The 17,641-nt window shown below is 42.6% G+C and carries 11 protein-coding genes; 10 read left to right on the plus strand and 1 reads right to left on the minus strand.

Translation table 11 applies throughout. The annotated features are described in order from the left end of the window. Positions 1–18: 18 nt before the first annotated feature. Positions 19–1,383 (minus strand): histidine--tRNA ligase, encoded by a 1,365-nt coding sequence (hisS, locus tag BUB08_RS14930; protein WP_073002819.1) that lies wholly within the window; start codon positions 1,381–1,383, stop codon positions 19–21. A 278-nt stretch (positions 1,384–1,661) separates the two neighbouring features. On the opposite strand from hisS, the gene BUB08_RS14935 reads away from it, so the two are divergent. The 10 genes from BUB08_RS14935 to BUB08_RS14980 all read left to right on the plus strand — a co-directional run bounded on the left by BUB08_RS14935 (position 1,662) and on the right by BUB08_RS14980 (position 17,633). Next, positions 1,662–2,135, plus strand: a complete 474-nt coding sequence (locus tag BUB08_RS14935) for a GAF domain-containing protein (RefSeq protein ID WP_073002710.1) — start codon at positions 1,662–1,664, stop codon at positions 2,133–2,135. Between the two features lie 104 nt (positions 2,136–2,239). Beyond that, entirely contained in the window at positions 2,240–2,884 is a 645-nt protein-coding gene (locus BUB08_RS14940) for an FAD-binding oxidoreductase (protein ID WP_083570791.1), read from the plus strand. Positions 2,885–3,002: 118 nt separating this feature from the next. Then, positions 3,003–4,343, plus strand: coding sequence for a tRNA (N6-isopentenyl adenosine(37)-C2)-methylthiotransferase MiaB (gene miaB, locus BUB08_RS14945; protein ID WP_073002711.1), 1,341 nt, complete (start codon positions 3,003–3,005; stop codon positions 4,341–4,343). Between the two features lie 246 nt (positions 4,344–4,589). Next, complete coding sequence (locus tag BUB08_RS14950) at positions 4,590–6,785, plus strand: S9 family peptidase (RefSeq protein ID WP_073002820.1); 2,196 nt, start codon at positions 4,590–4,592, stop codon at positions 6,783–6,785. A 166-nt stretch (positions 6,786–6,951) separates the two neighbouring features. After that, positions 6,952–7,719, plus strand: a complete 768-nt coding sequence (locus tag BUB08_RS14955; RefSeq protein ID WP_217651629.1) for a Bax inhibitor-1/YccA family protein — start codon at positions 6,952–6,954, stop codon at positions 7,717–7,719. A 205-nt stretch (positions 7,720–7,924) separates the two neighbouring features. Next, positions 7,925–8,521 (plus strand): RNA polymerase sigma-70 factor, encoded by a 597-nt coding sequence (locus BUB08_RS14960; protein WP_073002822.1) that lies wholly within the window; start codon positions 7,925–7,927, stop codon positions 8,519–8,521. Positions 8,522–8,623: 102 nt separating this feature from the next. Next, a complete protein-coding gene (locus BUB08_RS14965) occupies positions 8,624–9,625 on the plus strand; it encodes a FecR family protein (protein ID WP_073002712.1) in 1,002 nt (333 codons plus the stop codon). Positions 9,626–9,799: 174 nt separating this feature from the next. Further along, positions 9,800–13,462 carry a SusC/RagA family TonB-linked outer membrane protein gene (locus BUB08_RS14970; RefSeq protein ID WP_139249730.1) on the plus strand — a complete coding sequence of 1,221 codons (3,663 nt, stop codon included), beginning with the start codon at positions 9,800–9,802 and terminating at the stop codon, positions 13,460–13,462. A gap of 11 nt (positions 13,463–13,473) precedes the next feature. Beyond that, entirely contained in the window at positions 13,474–15,147 is a 1,674-nt protein-coding gene (locus tag BUB08_RS14975; protein ID WP_073002713.1) for a SusD/RagB family nutrient-binding outer membrane lipoprotein, read from the plus strand. A gap of 254 nt (positions 15,148–15,401) precedes the next feature. Next, positions 15,402–17,633, plus strand: coding sequence for a hypothetical protein (locus BUB08_RS14980; RefSeq protein WP_139249731.1), 2,232 nt, complete (start codon positions 15,402–15,404; stop codon positions 17,631–17,633). The last annotated feature ends 8 nt before the right edge of the window (positions 17,634–17,641 follow it).

Genomic DNA, 17,641 nt, shown 5'->3' on the forward strand with positions numbered 1-17,641 from the left:
AATTTCGCAGAAGATTTATTAACTGCAAACGATTTTTGTCAGTTCTTCAGCACTTACCAGGTGCTGCTCTCCGGTCTCCATATTTTTCAGCGTAAACTTTTGCGCTTCAATTTCATTGTCGCCGGCCAACACAACAAAAGGAATATCTTTCCGGTTGGCATAATTCATTTGTTTTTTCATTTTAGCGCTTTCCGGAAAAATTTCGGCGTTTACACCGTTTTTTCGCAATTGCGCCAGAACCGGCAGGCAGTATGCTTCTTCTTTTTCTCCAAAGTTTACAAACAGTACTTTGGTTGTTTCAAGCGATTCGCCGGGGAACAGGTTGAGCTGGGTAAGCACATCGTAAATGCGTTCGGCGCCAAAAGAAACGCCAACTCCCGAAACATCGGGCATGCCGAAAATGCCGGTCAGATCGTCGTAACGGCCACCGCCGCAAATGCTTCCTATTTGTACGTCTTTCGATTTTACTTCGAAAATTGCACCGGTGTAGTAATTCAGTCCACGCGCAAGAGTCAGGTCAAGTTCCACATCGGTTTTCAGGTTGAATTTGGCAATGTAACCAAACAGGGTTTTCATCTCGGCAATCCCTTTTGCGCCTGTTTCTGTTTCCCCGATTACCGTTTCAATTTGCTGAAGTTTTTCGGCAGTGCTGCCTTCCAGGGTTAATATAGGCTGAAGTTTATTTACTGCTTCCTGCGAAATACCTTTTTCCAGCATTTCGGCATTTACCTTTTCCAACCCGATTTTATCGAGTTTGTCGATGGCCACAGTAATATCAACCATGCGGTCGGCTTCGCCAATGGCTTCTGCAATTCCGGCCAGTATTTTCCGGTTGTTAATTTTTACGACCGTATTAATTTGCAGTCGTTCAAAAACATTGTCTATTATCTGCACCAGCTCCAGTTCGTTTAGCAGGCTATTGCTGCCAATAACATCCACATCGCACTGGTAAAATTCGCGGTAACGTCCTTTTTGCGGCCGGTCGGCACGCCACACCGGTTGAATCTGGTAACGTTTAAAAGGAAACGTAATATCGTTGCGGTATTGCACCACGTAGCGGGCAAACGGGACGGTTAAATCGTAACGCAACCCTTTTTCTGAAATTTTTGCAGTGAGTTTATTTGAGTTTTTTTCGTCCAGCATTTCCTGCGGAACTTTCGAAATAAAGTCACCCGAATTTAATATTTTGAAAAGGAGTTTGTCGCCTTCTTCCCCGTATTTTCCCATTAACGTAGAAAGGTTTTCCATGGCCGGCGTTTCAATGGGTTGAAATCCGTACAACCTAAAAACATCTTTTATCGTATCGAAAATATAATTTCGTCTCACCATTTCAGCCGGTGAGAAGTCGCGGGTACCTTTTGGTATCGAAGGTTTTTGTGCCATATCCTTTTTTATTAAGCCGCAAAAATACAGAAAAAGTACGAAAGACATGAAAAAAGCACGAGCCGTTTCAATTGTGTATTTACGTTGTAAGGAGTTGTGTACGCTGACAAGTTGCCAGCCTGTTAACGTTGCTGGGTTTGCCAGCGTTGAACAACCAACCTGCTTAGCATTGGCGCAGCTGCTTTTAGTTTAGCGTATAGAAGCAATAAATTAATACTTTAGATTTTCAACTTAGCTAAATCATTTTTTGTTATTTCGTACCAGAAACAAGTAACGCAATGGAAGAAAAAAAGAAAGAAGGGCGCTACGAACGCATTTATAAACAATTGGAAGAACTGGTTGCGAAAAGTAATAATGCTTCGGCTCGCATGGCCACAATTATTGCAGTGTTGCACCATAAAATGGACTACTATTTTTGGACGGGTTTTTACCTGATTGACCAAGGGAAAATGACCGTGAACATGTATCAGGGGCCTGTTGCCTGCCAGATTCTTGAAAAAGACAAAGGCGTTTGCTGGGCGGCTTTTAACCAAAGAAAAACACTGGTGGTAGACGATGTGCACGCTTTCCCCGGACACATTGCCTGCGACTCGCGCTCGAATTCCGAAATTGTAGTTCCGTTAAAAAATAACAGGGGAGAAGTGATTGGCGTTCTGGATGTGGATAGCAAAGAAAAAGCCTCTTTTTCGAGTGTTGATGCCCGCTGTCTGGAAAAAATACTGGAACTGATCTACACAAAGCAGGTGGCATAAAACAGATTGAAGAAAAAGCTCTCATTTTTCCGCCAATCAATCATTATAATTATCCTTAAAAGATATTTTTATATTTTTGTCCTCTTGTTGGAAAAATGTAAAAGTTGAAAAAGCATAAAATTATAGCGGTCAGGCATCTTACAAAATCAACATTTGTATTGCGGATAGAACGGAAAGGGTTGCCTTTTCAGACCGGGCAATTTGTGATTTTGCGCCGTCCCGGCACCATCGAACAAAGAGAATACTCAGTTTACAGCGGCGAGCAGGATGATTACCTGGAAGTGCTGGTGCGCGAGGTGACCTCGGGGAAAGTAACGCCGCGATTAAAAAAGATGAAGCCGGGAGATGAATTGGAAATAGACGGGCCACATGGCTTTTTTCGATTTCAACCAACCCTGTTTCCTGTACAGAAATTTTTGTTTCTGGCCACCGGCACGGGAATTAGTCCGTTCCACAGCTTTGTGAAAACTTATTCTGAGCTGAACTACAAACTGGTTCACGGGGTGCGTTTTCGAGAAGAAGCGTACGAACATCAGATTTTTGAGAAACAGAAAATTACGCTCTGTACTTCTGTTGATAAAACGGGAGATTTTAACGGCAGGATAACCGATTATTTATGCACGCAGGAACTGGACAATGACACCCAGTGTTTTTTGTGCGGCAACAGCGCAATGATTTACGAAGCTTTTGATATTCTCACCGGGAAAGGAATTCCGGTTCGAAATATTTATTCGGAAGTTTATTTTTGAAGCGAGTGAAATGAGAACGGTTTCACATCCAAATAAAATGATTAGAGTAACAAGCGACGTGAAGTTGTGCGAAGCTGCGCAGCAATGATGTTTTTTGTTACACCAAAAGAATAGAAAAATGAAATACCATGTAATTACGTTGGGGTGCCAGATGAACCTTTCGGACAGCGAACGGGTGATTTCGGTGCTCGATAAAGCAGGATATACCTGGACTGACAACGAAGAAGAAGCCGGGCTCATCGGAATTCTGGCTTGCTCGGTAAGGCAAAAAGCCATCGATAAAGTTTACTCGCGCATCTACAAATGGAACAAGTGGAAGAACCACAAAAACCTTGTTACTTTTATTTCGGGATGCATTTTGCCCAACGACCACGAAAAATTTTTGAAGCTCTTCGACATTACTTTTCAAATGAAAGATTTGCCGAAACTGCCCGAAATGATTAGCCGGTATGGCGTAACAACTCCTGTTCACCTGAGCCCGGGGATAGATCCGCATAACGAGAATATAGAAGAATTCTGGAATGTAAAACCATCTTATCAATCGGGGTTTGAGGCGTATGTTCCCATTCAGAACGGATGCGACAAATTTTGCAGCTTTTGCGCGGTGCCGTTTACGCGCGGGCGCGAGGTGAGCCGGCCGTCAAGAGATATTTTGGCAGAAGTGGCGCTGCTGGTTTCGCAGGGATACAAATCCATTACGCTACTTGGGCAAAATGTTAATTCTTACGGTCTCGACAAGCAGGGAGGTGAAATTACTTTTCCGGAATTGCTGAGGCAGATAGGAGAGTTGGGCAACCGCACCCATAAAGAGTTTTGGGTGTATTTTACGTCGCCGCACCCACGCGACATGACTGACGATGTGATTGAAGTTGTGGCACAATATCCGGTGCTGGCCAGGCAAATTCACCTGCCCATGCAAAGTGGCGACGATAAAGTATTGATTCGTATGAACCGGAAGCACGACATGGAAAAGTACCGGCAAATTGTTCATTCCATCCGTCGTATTTTGCCCGATGCCACTTTGTTTACTGACATTATTGTTGGTTTTACCGGCGAAACCCCGGAGCAGTTTGAAAATACCCGGAAAGCCATGGCAGAGTTTCAGTTTAACATGTCGTACACAGCAATTTATTCTCCCCGGCCGGGCGCTACAAGTCACCGTTGGGACGACGATGTGCCGCAGGAGGAGAAAAAGCGCCGGCTGCACGAACTCACGGAAGAGCTGCGCAAGCACAACCGCGAATACAATCAGCGCCTGCTGAATAAAACGTTACGGGTGCTGGTCAGGGGTGCCGACCGAAAAGAAGGATTTTTAACTGCGTTAACCGAAGGAAAATTGATAGTGCGATTTCCCGCTGAAAACGAAGACCTGACCGGCCGGTTTGTGGATGTGAAAATCACAGCTTCCTCCGATTTTTCGCTGGAGGGCGAGTTGGTGAAAATGGAAGAGTTGGTTTAAAGCAGTTTGATTTCATTACAAATTAAATTCTGACTATTTTTGGACTTTTGATGCTGAAAGCCATAGAAAATAGGTTGGCGCCACAGCATTGATATTTAATTAGATTAAGAGTTCAAAAACGGAAATATGAAATGAACATGGATTTTCGTCATTCAAAATTCACAAACATGAATGATTGAAATTTATGTGAGTTCCTGAATGTCTTCAACTTTTTTGAACATTCAGAAATCAAAAAATTTTATACAGATGAAAAGAATAGGATTAACGTTACTGGCAGGGGTGATGGTTTTGGTTTTGCAGGCACAAACCGGCCAGAAAATTACGCTTGAAGACATTTTTGCGTACAGCACGTTTCGGTCGGAAACGGTTACCGGGTTGCGTTCCATGAATGATGGCGAGCACTACTCGACATTGGAAGGGCGCACCAAAATTGTGAAGAACAGTTATAAAACCGGTGAAGTTACAGATGTTTTGTTTGACATTACGAAAATTGACCGGGCGCCTATTTCTTCTTTTCTGGATTATGAATTTAGCGAGGATGAAACCAAAATTCTGCTCACAACAGATGTGAAACCAATTTATCGGCATTCTTATACAGCGCAGTATTACGTGTGGAATTCGGTAACAGAAGAGTTGTCGGCGCTTTCGGAAAATGGTGCGCAACAACTGGCTACTTTTTCGCCCGACGGAGACCGGGTGGCTTTTGTGCGCGACAACAATCTTTTCATTAAAAATCTGAAATTTGGCAGCGAGAGCCAGGTTACGTGGGACGGAAAAAAGAATGAAATAATAAATGGTGCGCCAGACTGGGTGTATGAAGAAGAGTTCGGGTTTAATAAAGCATTTTGGTGGTCGCCAGACAGTAAGTTCCTGTCATTTATTCGGTTCGACGAAACAGCAGTTCCCGAGTACAGCATGACCATGTACGCAGGCGAAAAACCGGTTATTGAAGAAAACAAACTTTATCCCGGGAAGGAAACTTTCAAGTACCCTAAAGCCGGCGAAACAAACTCTACTGTTTCGGTTAAAAGCTACGAACTTTACTCAAAACTTACTATTGATGTTCAGATTGGTGATAAAACTGATATTTACATTCCACGATTAAACTGGACGCCCGACTCAAAAGATTTGGTTGTTATGCGTATGAACCGCCGGCAAAACGTGCTCGACATTTTGTATGCCAACCCGTTTACCGGCGAAACCCGCCCTATTTATACTGAAAAGAACGAACGATATATCAGCGAAGATTTTCTGGATGCATTTACTTACCTTGCCGATGGCCGGTTTGTTGTGAAAAGCGAACGAAACGGCTGGTCGCATTTGTACATGTACGACAGGCTGGGATTTGAGCAGGGACAAATTACAAAAGGGGAATTTGACGTAACCGATTTTTATGGATACGACCCCTCTCAAAAAGTTTTTTATTACCAGGCAGCTGCCCAATCGCCTCTTCGTCGCGAAGTGTATTTTATTAGCGAAGACGGAAAAAAACAGGGAAAGATTTCAACGCTTGAGGGAACCAACAGGGCCGACTTTAGCAAGAATTTTAATTACTATGTGAATTATTACAGCAGCAGCCAGTCGCCCTCGCTGATTACTCTGCACGATAAAAAGAACAATCTCATTCGTGTGTTGCAAGACAACACTTTGCTGAAAAATAAAATGCAGAAATTCAGCCTTCCGAAAAAGGAGTTCTTTACATTTAAAACTTCTGAAGGATTTGAACTGAACGGTTATATGATAAAACCGGTTGAATTCGACCAGTCAAGAAAATACCCGGTTTTGATTACCCAGTACAGCGGCCCCAATTCGCAAAGCGTTTCCGACTCGTGGCGGGGAATTGGCTGGAATGAGTATCTTGCTCAGGAAGGTTTTCTGGTGGTTTCTGTTGATCCGCGCGGTACGGCAGCCCGTGGCGAGGATTTCCGCAAAGCAACTTATTTGCAGCTGGGAAAATATGAATCGGACGACATGGTTGAAACTGCAAAATACCTGGGCTCGCTGCCCTTTGTGGATGCCGGGAATATTGCCATTTTCGGTTGGAGCTACGGCGGATTTATGACCCTGCTTTCTATGGAGAAAGGCGGCGAACTGTTTAAAGCCGGCGTTGCCGTGGCACCGGTTACCAACTGGCGGTTTTACGACACAATTTACACCGAACGGTTTATGCGTACTCCGCGCGAAAACCCGGAAGGGTACGACGATAATTCGCCGTTGACCCACGCCGCAGACATCGAAGGACGGTTGTTGATTATTCATGGTTCTGCCGACGATAATGTACACGTGCAAAATACCTACGAGTTTACTGAAAAGCTGGTGCAGGCAGGCGTGCAGTTCGACATGGCAATTTATACCAACCGCAACCACAGCATTCGCGGAGGAAATACAACCATGCATCTCTACACCCGGATGACCAACTTTCTGAAAGAGCAGTTGCAGTAGCCTCAAAGCAAGCAGCAAATTATTTGAGTTATTCTACTGTGCAGTTTCCGAAATTTATGGGAGCAAATTAAATTTTTGAGAAACTTGAAAGTTTGTCAGTAAAACCTGTGTGGCAGATTTTTTGTTATTCTATCGCCAGGAAAATTCAAAATTTAAAATTACCAATATGATGAATCTGACGAAAAGTTCGAACCCGGCTTTAAGCGAAAGGGTTTTTAACAGGGAACATGCAACCGCTTCATCGGAAGTAATGACAGTAAACGGCACGGTAAACAAAACGGCGTTGTCGTTGCTGCTGGTTATTGCCGCAGCCTTATTTACCTGGAACAAGTTTTTTAATGCAGCAACTCCCGAGTCGGGAATGTCGGCTGTGGTTCCGTGGCTGGCCATTGGCGGAATTGGCGGATTTATTACTGCGTTGGTAACCATATTTCGTCCAAAAAGTGGCGGCGTATCAACACCAATATATGCAGTTTTTGAAGGGTTGTTGTTGGGGGGTTTGTCTGCGGTATTTGAGTCGATGTATAGCGGTATCGTGATGCGCGCTGTTGCGCTTACCTTAGCAGTTTTTGCAGCCATGCTGTTTTTTTACCGGTCGGGGATTATTAAGGTAACCCGGAAATTTATGCTGGGTGTGTTTGCCGCAACTGCCGGTATTGCGTTGGTCTATTTTGTGAGTTTCATCGCCGGGCTGTTTGGTGCGCAGCTGGGTTTTCTTTACGGAAACAGTAATTTAAGTATCGGCATTAGTTTGGTTGTGGTTGCAGTGGCTGCGCTAAATCTCGTGCTCGATTTTTCGTTTATTGAAACTTCCGCCGCACAAGGCGCACCTAAATATATGGAATGGTACGGCGCCTTCGGTTTAATGGTAACGTTGGTTTGGCTCTATCTTGAAATTTTGAGGTTGTTGTCGAAACTGGCCAGCAGGGATTAATGAAAATTGAAAATAGTTATTGGAAGAGATAAAAGTAACGGCTTCATTTCCCGCGGGAAATGAAGCCGTTACTTTTTTATTGCTCTATTATTGACGAACAACATTTGTCCGGTTTAATAACATTAAATTCGAATAACTATTAAAATTCTTTTGACTAAAAACTATACCTTTGAGAATATGCAACGCTTAATGAAACTAAATGATAATGGAAAAAACGAACGACGAGGAACAGTTTATCTTTCGCCGAATGGCTGAAGGAGACAAAATTGCCTTTCGTTTCTTTTTTGAGAAATACTATACTGACCTTTGTAATTTGGTTAACATTTACCTGCAAGATCCCGTGGTTTCTGAGGAAATTGTACAAGACACTTATGTCTATTTCTGGGAGAAAAAAGAGAGTATTTCAATCGAAAAGTCAGTGAAATCATATTTGTTAAAGGCCTCCAAAAACAAAAGCCTTAATTATCTACGCAACGAGAAAAATCATCAGGGAATTCATGAGAAGCTGGCCGTTGGAGCAGAGTCATCCTATGAGATTCAGGAAAATACGGTTGATGTAAAGCAACTGCGTGATATCATAGGAAGTGCCGTGGAAAAACTACCGCCTGAGTGCAGAAAAGTATTCAAACTGGCTAAGAACGAGCAGCTCTCTTATGTGGAAATTGCCGAGCAACTGAATATATCGGCAAAAACAGTAGAGAATCAAATGGGGACTGCTTTTAGAAAACTAAGAGAATACCTCAAACCATACTATAACGAAATTTTTATGTTCTTTTTAATCTATATCTCGTTTAGTATTTAATCTTCTTTAATCCAATCACTTATTCATATTTGACATTTTTTTCTAAAAAAAAGGAATTGATATGGGGGTACAGGAAAAGTTATGTGCCTTTCAAAATATAAGATGGATTGGATAATGAATGAGAATATACCCTGGAATGTAATTATAAAGAAGATTCGTAAAAGTATTACAGAGAAAGAATCGTTAGAACTCGATGAGTGGTTGGGAACTAGTGAATTGAATCGAAAAGTGTTTTCCGAGATATTAAATATTGCAAGGGTGACTACTTCAGCCCCCGAGTATTTTGTTCCTAACAAAGAAAAAGCCTGGGAAAAGATAAACAGCCGTATTGAACTTTCGCAGGCGAAACCCAAACCCTCTTATAGTAAATATGGCTATGTGGCTGCTGCCCTCGTTTTTGTGATAATGAGTTTTTTCTTTCTCTGGTTTTATCATTCCGGCAATATGTTTTACCAACGACAAAGTACAGAGGTGATTTCTCCCATGGGGCAAAAAACTATGATAGTGTTACCCGATAGTTCATTGGTTTGGTTAAATTCCGGCTCAACCCTCAAGTATAGTGGTGTTTTTAACAAAAAAGAACGCGAAGTTATTTTGGAAGGCGAAGCGTTTTTTGAGGTGCGAAAAAACAGTTCGAAAATGTTTAGGGTAAAAGCCGGAATTCTATTTGTTGACGTCTATGGAACTTCTTTTAATGTGAAGAATTACGCGGATGACAATACTAAAGAAGTGACTGTTAGTAGCGGACGGGTGAGTGTTGGCGACTCGCAAAAGGCATTGAAATCACTTACAAAAGGGCAACAGGCAGTGCTGAACAAAACTACCAACAAATTGTCTGTTGTAAATGCAGAACCGGATGTTGTCAGCTCGTGGAAAAACAATGAGTTGAAGTTTGACAATACTCCTTTAACTGAAGTGGTAAAATACCTTGAACGATGGTATGGCGTTAACATAAACATCGAAAAATCAATGATTGGAAAACATAACTATACTTTTAAAATAAAGACAGAGTCGTTAACGGAAATTCTGGAGAAGATTAAAATTATTACACCTATTGCATACGAAATAAACGGGAAAGATGTAAGAATTAGATATATTAACTAAAGTAAACCTATTGCCTATGAAAGATACCTGACAGACAATTACATCAAAAAAATACAGACCCACATGAGCAGGTCTGTACCTATAAAATTGTATTGTTTAATCGCAGAAACCTGGTGAAAGAAACAAATTGCCGCTTGTGCCTTCCCGGGTAACTGCACAAACCGAAACAAAAGTATGAAAAAAAAAGAGAATGAAGGGGAAAGCATGGTTTTTCCTCATCTGTTTAAAATTTTGATTACCATGAAACTGATTTTTGTACTTATTTGTGGACTAGGACTTTTAAGCAGCATGGCCGAACAGAGTTATGCGCAAAGTACAAAACTGACTTTTTCTTTAAATAACGCGAGTATAAAAAGCGTATTAGAGCTTATCGAAAACAATTCTGAGTTTTCGTTTATGTATGAAAATAATGTGGTGGAAGTAGATTCACTTGTCAATTTTGAAGCCAACGATGAAACTATTGAGACAATTCTCGATCGTCTTTTGGGCGACAAGATTGAGCATCGCGTTATAGGGAGCCATGTTGTTTTGTTTACCAATGACATAGAGTTGGCCGGAGCTCATGGAGGTTCAACTGCGTTAGCGCAACAGCAACGAATCTCCGGAGGTGTAACCGATAACAGGAGCCAGCCCCTGCCGGGAGTGACAGTTGTAGTTAAAGGAACGAACCAGGGAACGGTTACTGACATAGACGGAAGCTATTCGCTTTCTGTCAGTCAGGACAATGCTATACTGGTATTTTCGTTTGTGGGAATGCAAACACAGGAAGTACCAATTGACGGGAGAAGTGTTATCGATATAACAATGGTTGAAAATGTTATCGGGCTGGATGACGTTGTTGTAACGGCTCTTGGTATAACAAGAGAGAAAAAATCTTTGGGATATTCGGTGGGAGAAGTTAGCGGAAATGATCTGAATGAAACTCCAATGGGTAGTGTGTTAAATGCTGTTGCCGGAAAAGCTGCCGGCGTTCAGGTGTCACAAATGTATGGTCTTGCGGGGTCTTCTGTAAATATGGTTATTCGGGGAGCCAGCTCATTAAACACAAAAAATCAACCTCTTTTTGTAATTGACGGGGTGCCTGTGGACAATGGAATCAACAACAATTATCAGGATGCAGATATGGGAAATGCTATTTCTGATTTAAACACAGAAGATATCGAGTCCATGTCAATTTTAAAAGGCCCCAGCGCTGCTGCACTTTATGGGTCAAGAGCTGGAAACGGAGTTGTTCTTATTACTACTAAATCAGGCAAAGGTGCGAAAAAAGGAATTGGCGTTTCGCTCAATACTTCATATGTGCTGGATAACCCCTATCACTTTATACCGTTTCAGTCGATGTTTGCTTCGGGCAAAGCCGGTGCGCATAACCTGGGAGAACAGGAAAATGAATCGTGGGGCGCTATTCTTGATGGAACATACCCGGATTCTTACCAGTGGGACAAATCGCTGTTGAATAACGATGGCACATCGTTGCAGCCGTTGGTTGCGTATCCGAACAGGCAGCAGGATTTCTACCAGAACGGGTTTAGCCAGTCAAACAACGTGGCTTTCGAAGGCAGATACGATAAAGCAAATTTTCGTGTTTCTTTTGGTAATATGACCAATGAAGGCATTCTGCCTAACACCGATTATGCCAGAAAAACAATCGGGGTGAATGGAAACTATAACCTGACAGATAACCTGAAGGTAAGTGCCGCTGTTAATATTTCAGAAGCGGGTTCAGACAACCGGCAAAACATCAGTACAGGTCGCCGGGATCCTTCCAGATCAGTTCTCGAAATGGGAGTTCAGGTTAATGTTTTGGATTTGCAGGATTACTGGCTGGAGGGACAGGAAAATATTCAGCAGCGAAAAACCAAGCCGAAACAAAACAATCCGTATTTCAATATTTATGAAAACCTGACCGGGTTTAAACGTAACCAAACCATGGCAAAACTACAACTGGATTGGGAGTTTTTTGAAGGATTTAGTTTTATGGCCAGGTATCTTACCAATGTGATAAATCAGCGGAATGAGGCGAAAGTTGCCTGGAGTGACTACGATAATAGCAGGGGAGCGTATTCTGTTCAGAGAACGCTCGCAAAAGAAGAGAATTGGGAGGCTATGTTTACCTACAATAAAAGCATTGTTGACGGATTAAGCCTTACTGCTAACCTTGGAGGAAACTTGCGTTACAACTATAACGACGCCATTTCAAACGGTGCGTCACAACTGGTGCTTCCGGGACTATTTACTATTTCTAACGGAGTGCCGGGAACGGTTTCTTACTCCAGCTACTGGGGAGAAAAAGCAGTTAACAGTGTGTATGGTTCTGTTTCCATGGGGTATCAAAATATGATTTATCTGGATTTGACGGCACGAAACGACTGGTCAAGTACATTGCCCAAAGATAACAGGTCGTATTTCTATCCGTCGGCTTCGTTAAGTTTGTTGGTTAACGAGATGCTGGAGTTGCCTTCGTGGATCGATTTGATGAAAATCAGATCAGGGTACGCTCAGGTTGGTAACGATGTAGGAGCTTACGCATTGGCTCAGTATTATGCCACAACCAGCGACTGGGGCGAGGCAAAACGAATGTACATGCCGGGAACATTAAGAAATCCCGAGTTGAAACCTGAAATAGCAACATCCAAAGAAGCTGGGCTGGATCTCTCTTTGTTTGATAATCGTATCAACCTGGATGCAACTTATTATGTGGTCGACAATAAAAATCAGGTGCTCAGTATTTCTACCCCAAACGAATCTGGCGCAACCGCAAAGCAAATTAATGCCGGGCTTGTTCGGGGCAGAGGATGGGACATTTCATTAAATACGAGCCTCGTAAGAAAACGGGATTTTTCGGCCGATTTGGGATTAACATTAACCCGGAACAGGACAAAAATAGTTGAACTGGCAGAAGGCATTTCCTTTTATCAGTTTGGCTCAGTGGGGCAGGTGCGGCTCAGAAGCTATGTTGGCGACGACATAGGCGATATTTATGCTTACCCATATTTGAAAGTTGAAGACGAAAGTTCTCCTTATTATGGGTATCCTATTATTGCTGCAAACGGACGTGCGCAACTTGATAACAGAGAAGAAAGCATTGAAAAAGTAGGAAACTTCAACCACGACTTTTTGATGGGGATTCAGCCTGTAATCCGGTATAAAAACTTCAGCCTTTATGCTAATTTTGATTGGAGGTCTGGAGGTGAATTCTATTCCAGGTCTATGGAGTTTTTCCGGAATAACGGTTGGTTAGAAGAAACTTTTTCCGGTGTAGGTTATGACCCGGACAAGGACATCGTTCAACAAATTAAAGACAATCCGGATATGTATTTTAACCTGTGGGTTGGAGGCCGAACCGGAGATTATGGCGGATTTCCCTGGCCGGATGAAAGTACCCAGGCTTCGCGGTCGTACATCGATAAAAATACCGGGGAAACGATTTACGTGAATGACGCCAGTTTTATTCCCGGTGTCCGCGAGGACGGAGAAGGAGGATACATTGAAAATCTTGGAGGCCCGGGAACCGTTTGGATGACTCCTTTTGATGCAAATAAATACGCTACCAGATATTATGGGGGCAATAATATTTATAGCGCAACTTATGTAAAGCTAAGAGAATTGTCGCTGACGTATAAATTTCCTCAGCAATTGGCGAGAAAAGCCAGTTTGAGCAATGTGTCGTTGTCGGTAATAGCGCAAAATGTGTTTACCTGGACAAAAGCGCAAATACCTGTTGACCCGGAGCTTGCATTTATTTCAAGCGGGAGTTCATGGATTCAGGGAGCTGAATACTATAATGTTACGCCCTGGACTCGTTCTTTTGGTGTTAAACTTAATGTTGAATTCTAATTGTTGCAGTCATGAAAAAAATAAGCTTGATATTAATAATTATATTTTTAGGACAAATAATACAGTCATGTTACACTGATTTTGATGATATGAATGTGAGTCCGAACAACGCCGAAGAAGTTTCGCCAAATTACCTGCTCTCTTATGTTATCTCAACAACCGCAATGCGATTTTATTCGCTTACAAATGAACACACTGATATTGCCGGAGCTATGCAATACACTCAAAGAGGCACAGAGTTTAACGCCGCAAATCAAAACTGTTATCAGTGGGGAAAAGGTTCGTGGAGCGGATATTACGATATAATGAGAACCAATCAGTTGATGTATGAGTTGGGCGAAAAAGAGAATAACCAGTTCTTTATGGCTGCATCATTAATCATGAAATCATATACTTTTGGTTTGATTGCAGACCTGTTTGGCGATTGCCCATATTCCGAATCGTTACAAGCCGGTACGAGTTTATTGTTTCCGAAGTTCGACGCGCAAAAAGATGTTTACGAAGGAGTTTTAACGGATTTGAAAACGGCTTCCACAATTCTGGAAGGGCTGGATTCAAAACTGAGTGTTTTACCTTCTTCCGACCTGCTTTATGCCGGCGACAGGGATAAATGGATAAAATTTGCCAATTCGCTCAGGTTGAGGTACTGTTTGAGGTTACACAACAAAAAGGGCGAGCTGAGTATAAATACGGCAGCTGAGTTTCAGGATGCAGCCAGCAAAGTTTTTGGCAGCAATGCCGATAATGCAACACTGGTGCTTTTGGGGCTCGCTGATGAGAATTCTGCAGTTGGGGGTTCCATCCGATCTTCCAATAAGCCCTATGCATTTAAACCCGGACAACCGCTGGTTGATTACTTGAAAGAAAGGAACGACCCACGGCTTCAACGTTGGGTAAATCCGGTGGAAAGGAAATGGGATTTCAACGCTACAGAGGAATCAACAATAGACTACGTGGATATTTTTGGTGACACTTATCAGATGACAATTTTGCCAACTGATGATACGAGTCTTGATACATCGGTTTATGTCGGATTACCTATTGGATACGACGACCTTGAGTTTTTGGGGAACTACAACAGAGGCGATGGTATCCGGGATTATCCCGACGAAAGAAGCGCATATATTTCATATTTAACCCCCATCTATTTTGAGAACAGTAATGACTTTGTTAACCCTTCGTTGATTACTTATGCCGAGGTTGAATTTATATTAGCCGAAGCAGCTCTTTTAGGAGATTACGGAGTGTCGAATGTGGAAGAGCATTACAAAAAAGGAATTGAGGCATCTATGGAACAGTATGAAATATTGTCGCAGGCCCAGGGTTTTGATTTCGAGTCGTTCTACAATCAATCAACAGTTAACTACAGCAGTTCTTCCATTACCAATAAGCACGAGCTTGTAATGACACAAAAATGGATCGCTCTGTGGTTACAGGCAGAGCCGTGGTTCGACTGGCGACGAACCGGGTATCCTGACTTTGAGCCGGCTGCAAATCCGGCATACGGACCTGCATTGCCATTGCGATTGGCCTATCCGGAACCATTTGCTGATCCTCAATATGTAGAAAAGTACGAAGAAGCTGTGAATAAGCTGGAAAAAACCAGTTTCGTTCCTTCAAATCAATCCAGTGATCATAGTTACTCAAAAACCTGGTTGTTGCAGGGAACAGGAAAGCCATATTAAATCGCGTTTTCCGTTTGTAAGAGAGAGGTTGTTCTTTTTAATTTGTATTGAGTGAGAGCAACCTCTTTTTTTATTTTTGAGTGTAGAATCTGCTAATGCACTATTCTGCTGCCTGTTTTTGTTTTTTACCCATGCAATTTCCTTTAAAAATGAAAAAGATACTTTTATGTTTAATCTTTTGTTTTGCATTTTCTTTTTGTGCAATATGGAGTGTTCGCTCACAAACAGTGGATTTTTCAGAAACATCATTTGTAATGGATTCGGATGTCCCGTCGCCGGTTCGCGAAACAATAGTGAAGATGCTTCGTGAAGAGGTGCAGCAACGTACCGGAATTTTACTGACAGAGATGCAAAGATGGGATAGAAAAGCTCCCGTAATTTTGCTAACGCTTTCGTCACAAAGCGAACTGAGCGGAATAGAAATGCCGGCACTTACTTCATGCATTGAAAATAAGGCAGAAGGGTTTCATATTTTGCTTAACCAGGCAGAAGGAAAAGATGCATTGTGGCTTATCGGAAATGATACTCGCGGATTGCTGTACGCGGTTGGTCGCTTTTTGCGAACTGCGCATTTCGCTTCAAAGAAGATCTTTTTTGATAAGAAAAACGAAATTTCAACTTCTCCGACATACTCTATCAGAGGACACCAGTTGGGGTTTCGGAACACCAATAATACCTGCGATTCGTGGACTGTTTCTCAATTCGAAAAATACATTAGGGAACTGGTGATTTTTGGTTGTAACAGCATCGAAAATATTCCGTTTGAGGATAAGGTTCCGGGATCTAATGTTAAAATTTCGTGGGAAGAGATGAATGTGGAAATGAGCACGATCTGCGAAAATTACAATATTGATTATTGGGTTTGGACGCCAGCTACTGTAGATTTGTCTGATCCTGAACAATTTGAAAACGAGGTAAAAAAGCATGCTGCGTATTATAAAAAAACTTCCCGCATAAACGGTGTTTTTGTCCCGGGAGGAGATCCCGGGCATAACCATCCCAAATATGTGATTCCGTTTTTAAAAGCAATTGCTTCAGAATTAGTAAAATATCATCCGGAAGCGGGAGTCTGGGTTTCGTTGCAGGGGTTTAACAGTGAGAAGACCGATTATTTTTTTCATTATCTCGAAGCATATTCGCCCGACTGGCTTGCCGGGGTTGTTTCAGGGCCGGGAAGCCCGGATATGGCAACTACCCGTTTTCGCCTGGATAAAAAATATCGTCACCGCCATTATCCTGATATTACGCATACTGTGCGCTGTCAGTATCCGGTTGCGCAGTGGGATCAGGCGTTTGCTCTTACCCTGGGGCGGGAACCATGTAATCCGCAGCCTTGTTTTTACTCATCGGTTCATAAAAGCACTGAGCCTTATACCAATGGTTCGGTAACGTATTCTGACGGAGTGCACGATGATGTGAACAAAGTGTTGTGGACATGCCTTGACTGGAACTCTGAGTTGGATGCCCGACAGATTCTGGAAGATTATTCCCGTTTCTTTTTTGGACTGGAGCCCAGAGAAAACGTAGCTGACGCTATCCTTGCTTTAGAAAATAACTGGAATGGCCCGTTGGAACAAAACGGCGCAGTGGAAGCAACTTTTCATCTGTGGCAAACGCTGGAAGAACAGCACCCCGAATTGAAAAACAACTGGCGGTGGGTGCAGCTGGTAATGCGTGCTCATTACGATGCTTACACCCGTCATCGAAAAATTTATGAGAAAGGGCTGGAAGATGAGGCCACCAAAATATTGCTTGCTGCAGAAGAAATTGGGGCTGACAATGCAATGAAAAAGGCACAGGAAGAAGTTTATAAAGCTGAAACAGAACCTGTAAATCAGCATGTGAAAGTAAAAATTGAAGAATACTGCGAACAGCTTTATCAACTAATAGGAATGCAAACCAGCGTTGAAAAATACCACGGAAGTGGTTCTGAACGCGGTTGTGTACTCGATTTTGTCGATTTCCCGCTAAACAATCGCTGGTGGCTTGAAGATGAGTTTACGAAGATAAAGCAGATGAAGACAGAAGAGGAGAAGCTGGCTCGGCTGAAAATAATCCGCACATGGGGTAATCCTGGGCATGGTAGCTTTTACGATAATATTTCTGATATTTCGCAAAGCCCGCGCGTACAACTTCAATATCGAAAATCCAATAGTTATGCTTGGTGGGATCAGGGGGTGAGCCGGAAACGGTTGTCAACTCAGGTGTATCAAAACTTTCCCAAGCTGATTTACGAAGGGCTTGATCCTAAAGCAACCTACACTGTTCGCATTGCAGGGGAGGGGGATGCCCTTTTGCGTGTTGACGGCGAACGGATTGCGCCGGGAGCATATCCAAAGGAAATGGAGACATTCAAAGAGTTTCATCTATCGAATAAATATGTAAGCGACGGTAGAATCGTTATCACTTTTGACGAACCGGAGGAGGCGCATTTGAACTGGCGTTATCACTCGAAAATTTGTGATGTCTGGCTGCTGAAAAATTGACTCCCGAT

The organism is Mariniphaga anaerophila (genome assembly GCF_900129025.1).
GTDB classification, from domain to species: Bacteria; Bacteroidota; Bacteroidia; order Bacteroidales; family Prolixibacteraceae; genus Mariniphaga; species Mariniphaga anaerophila.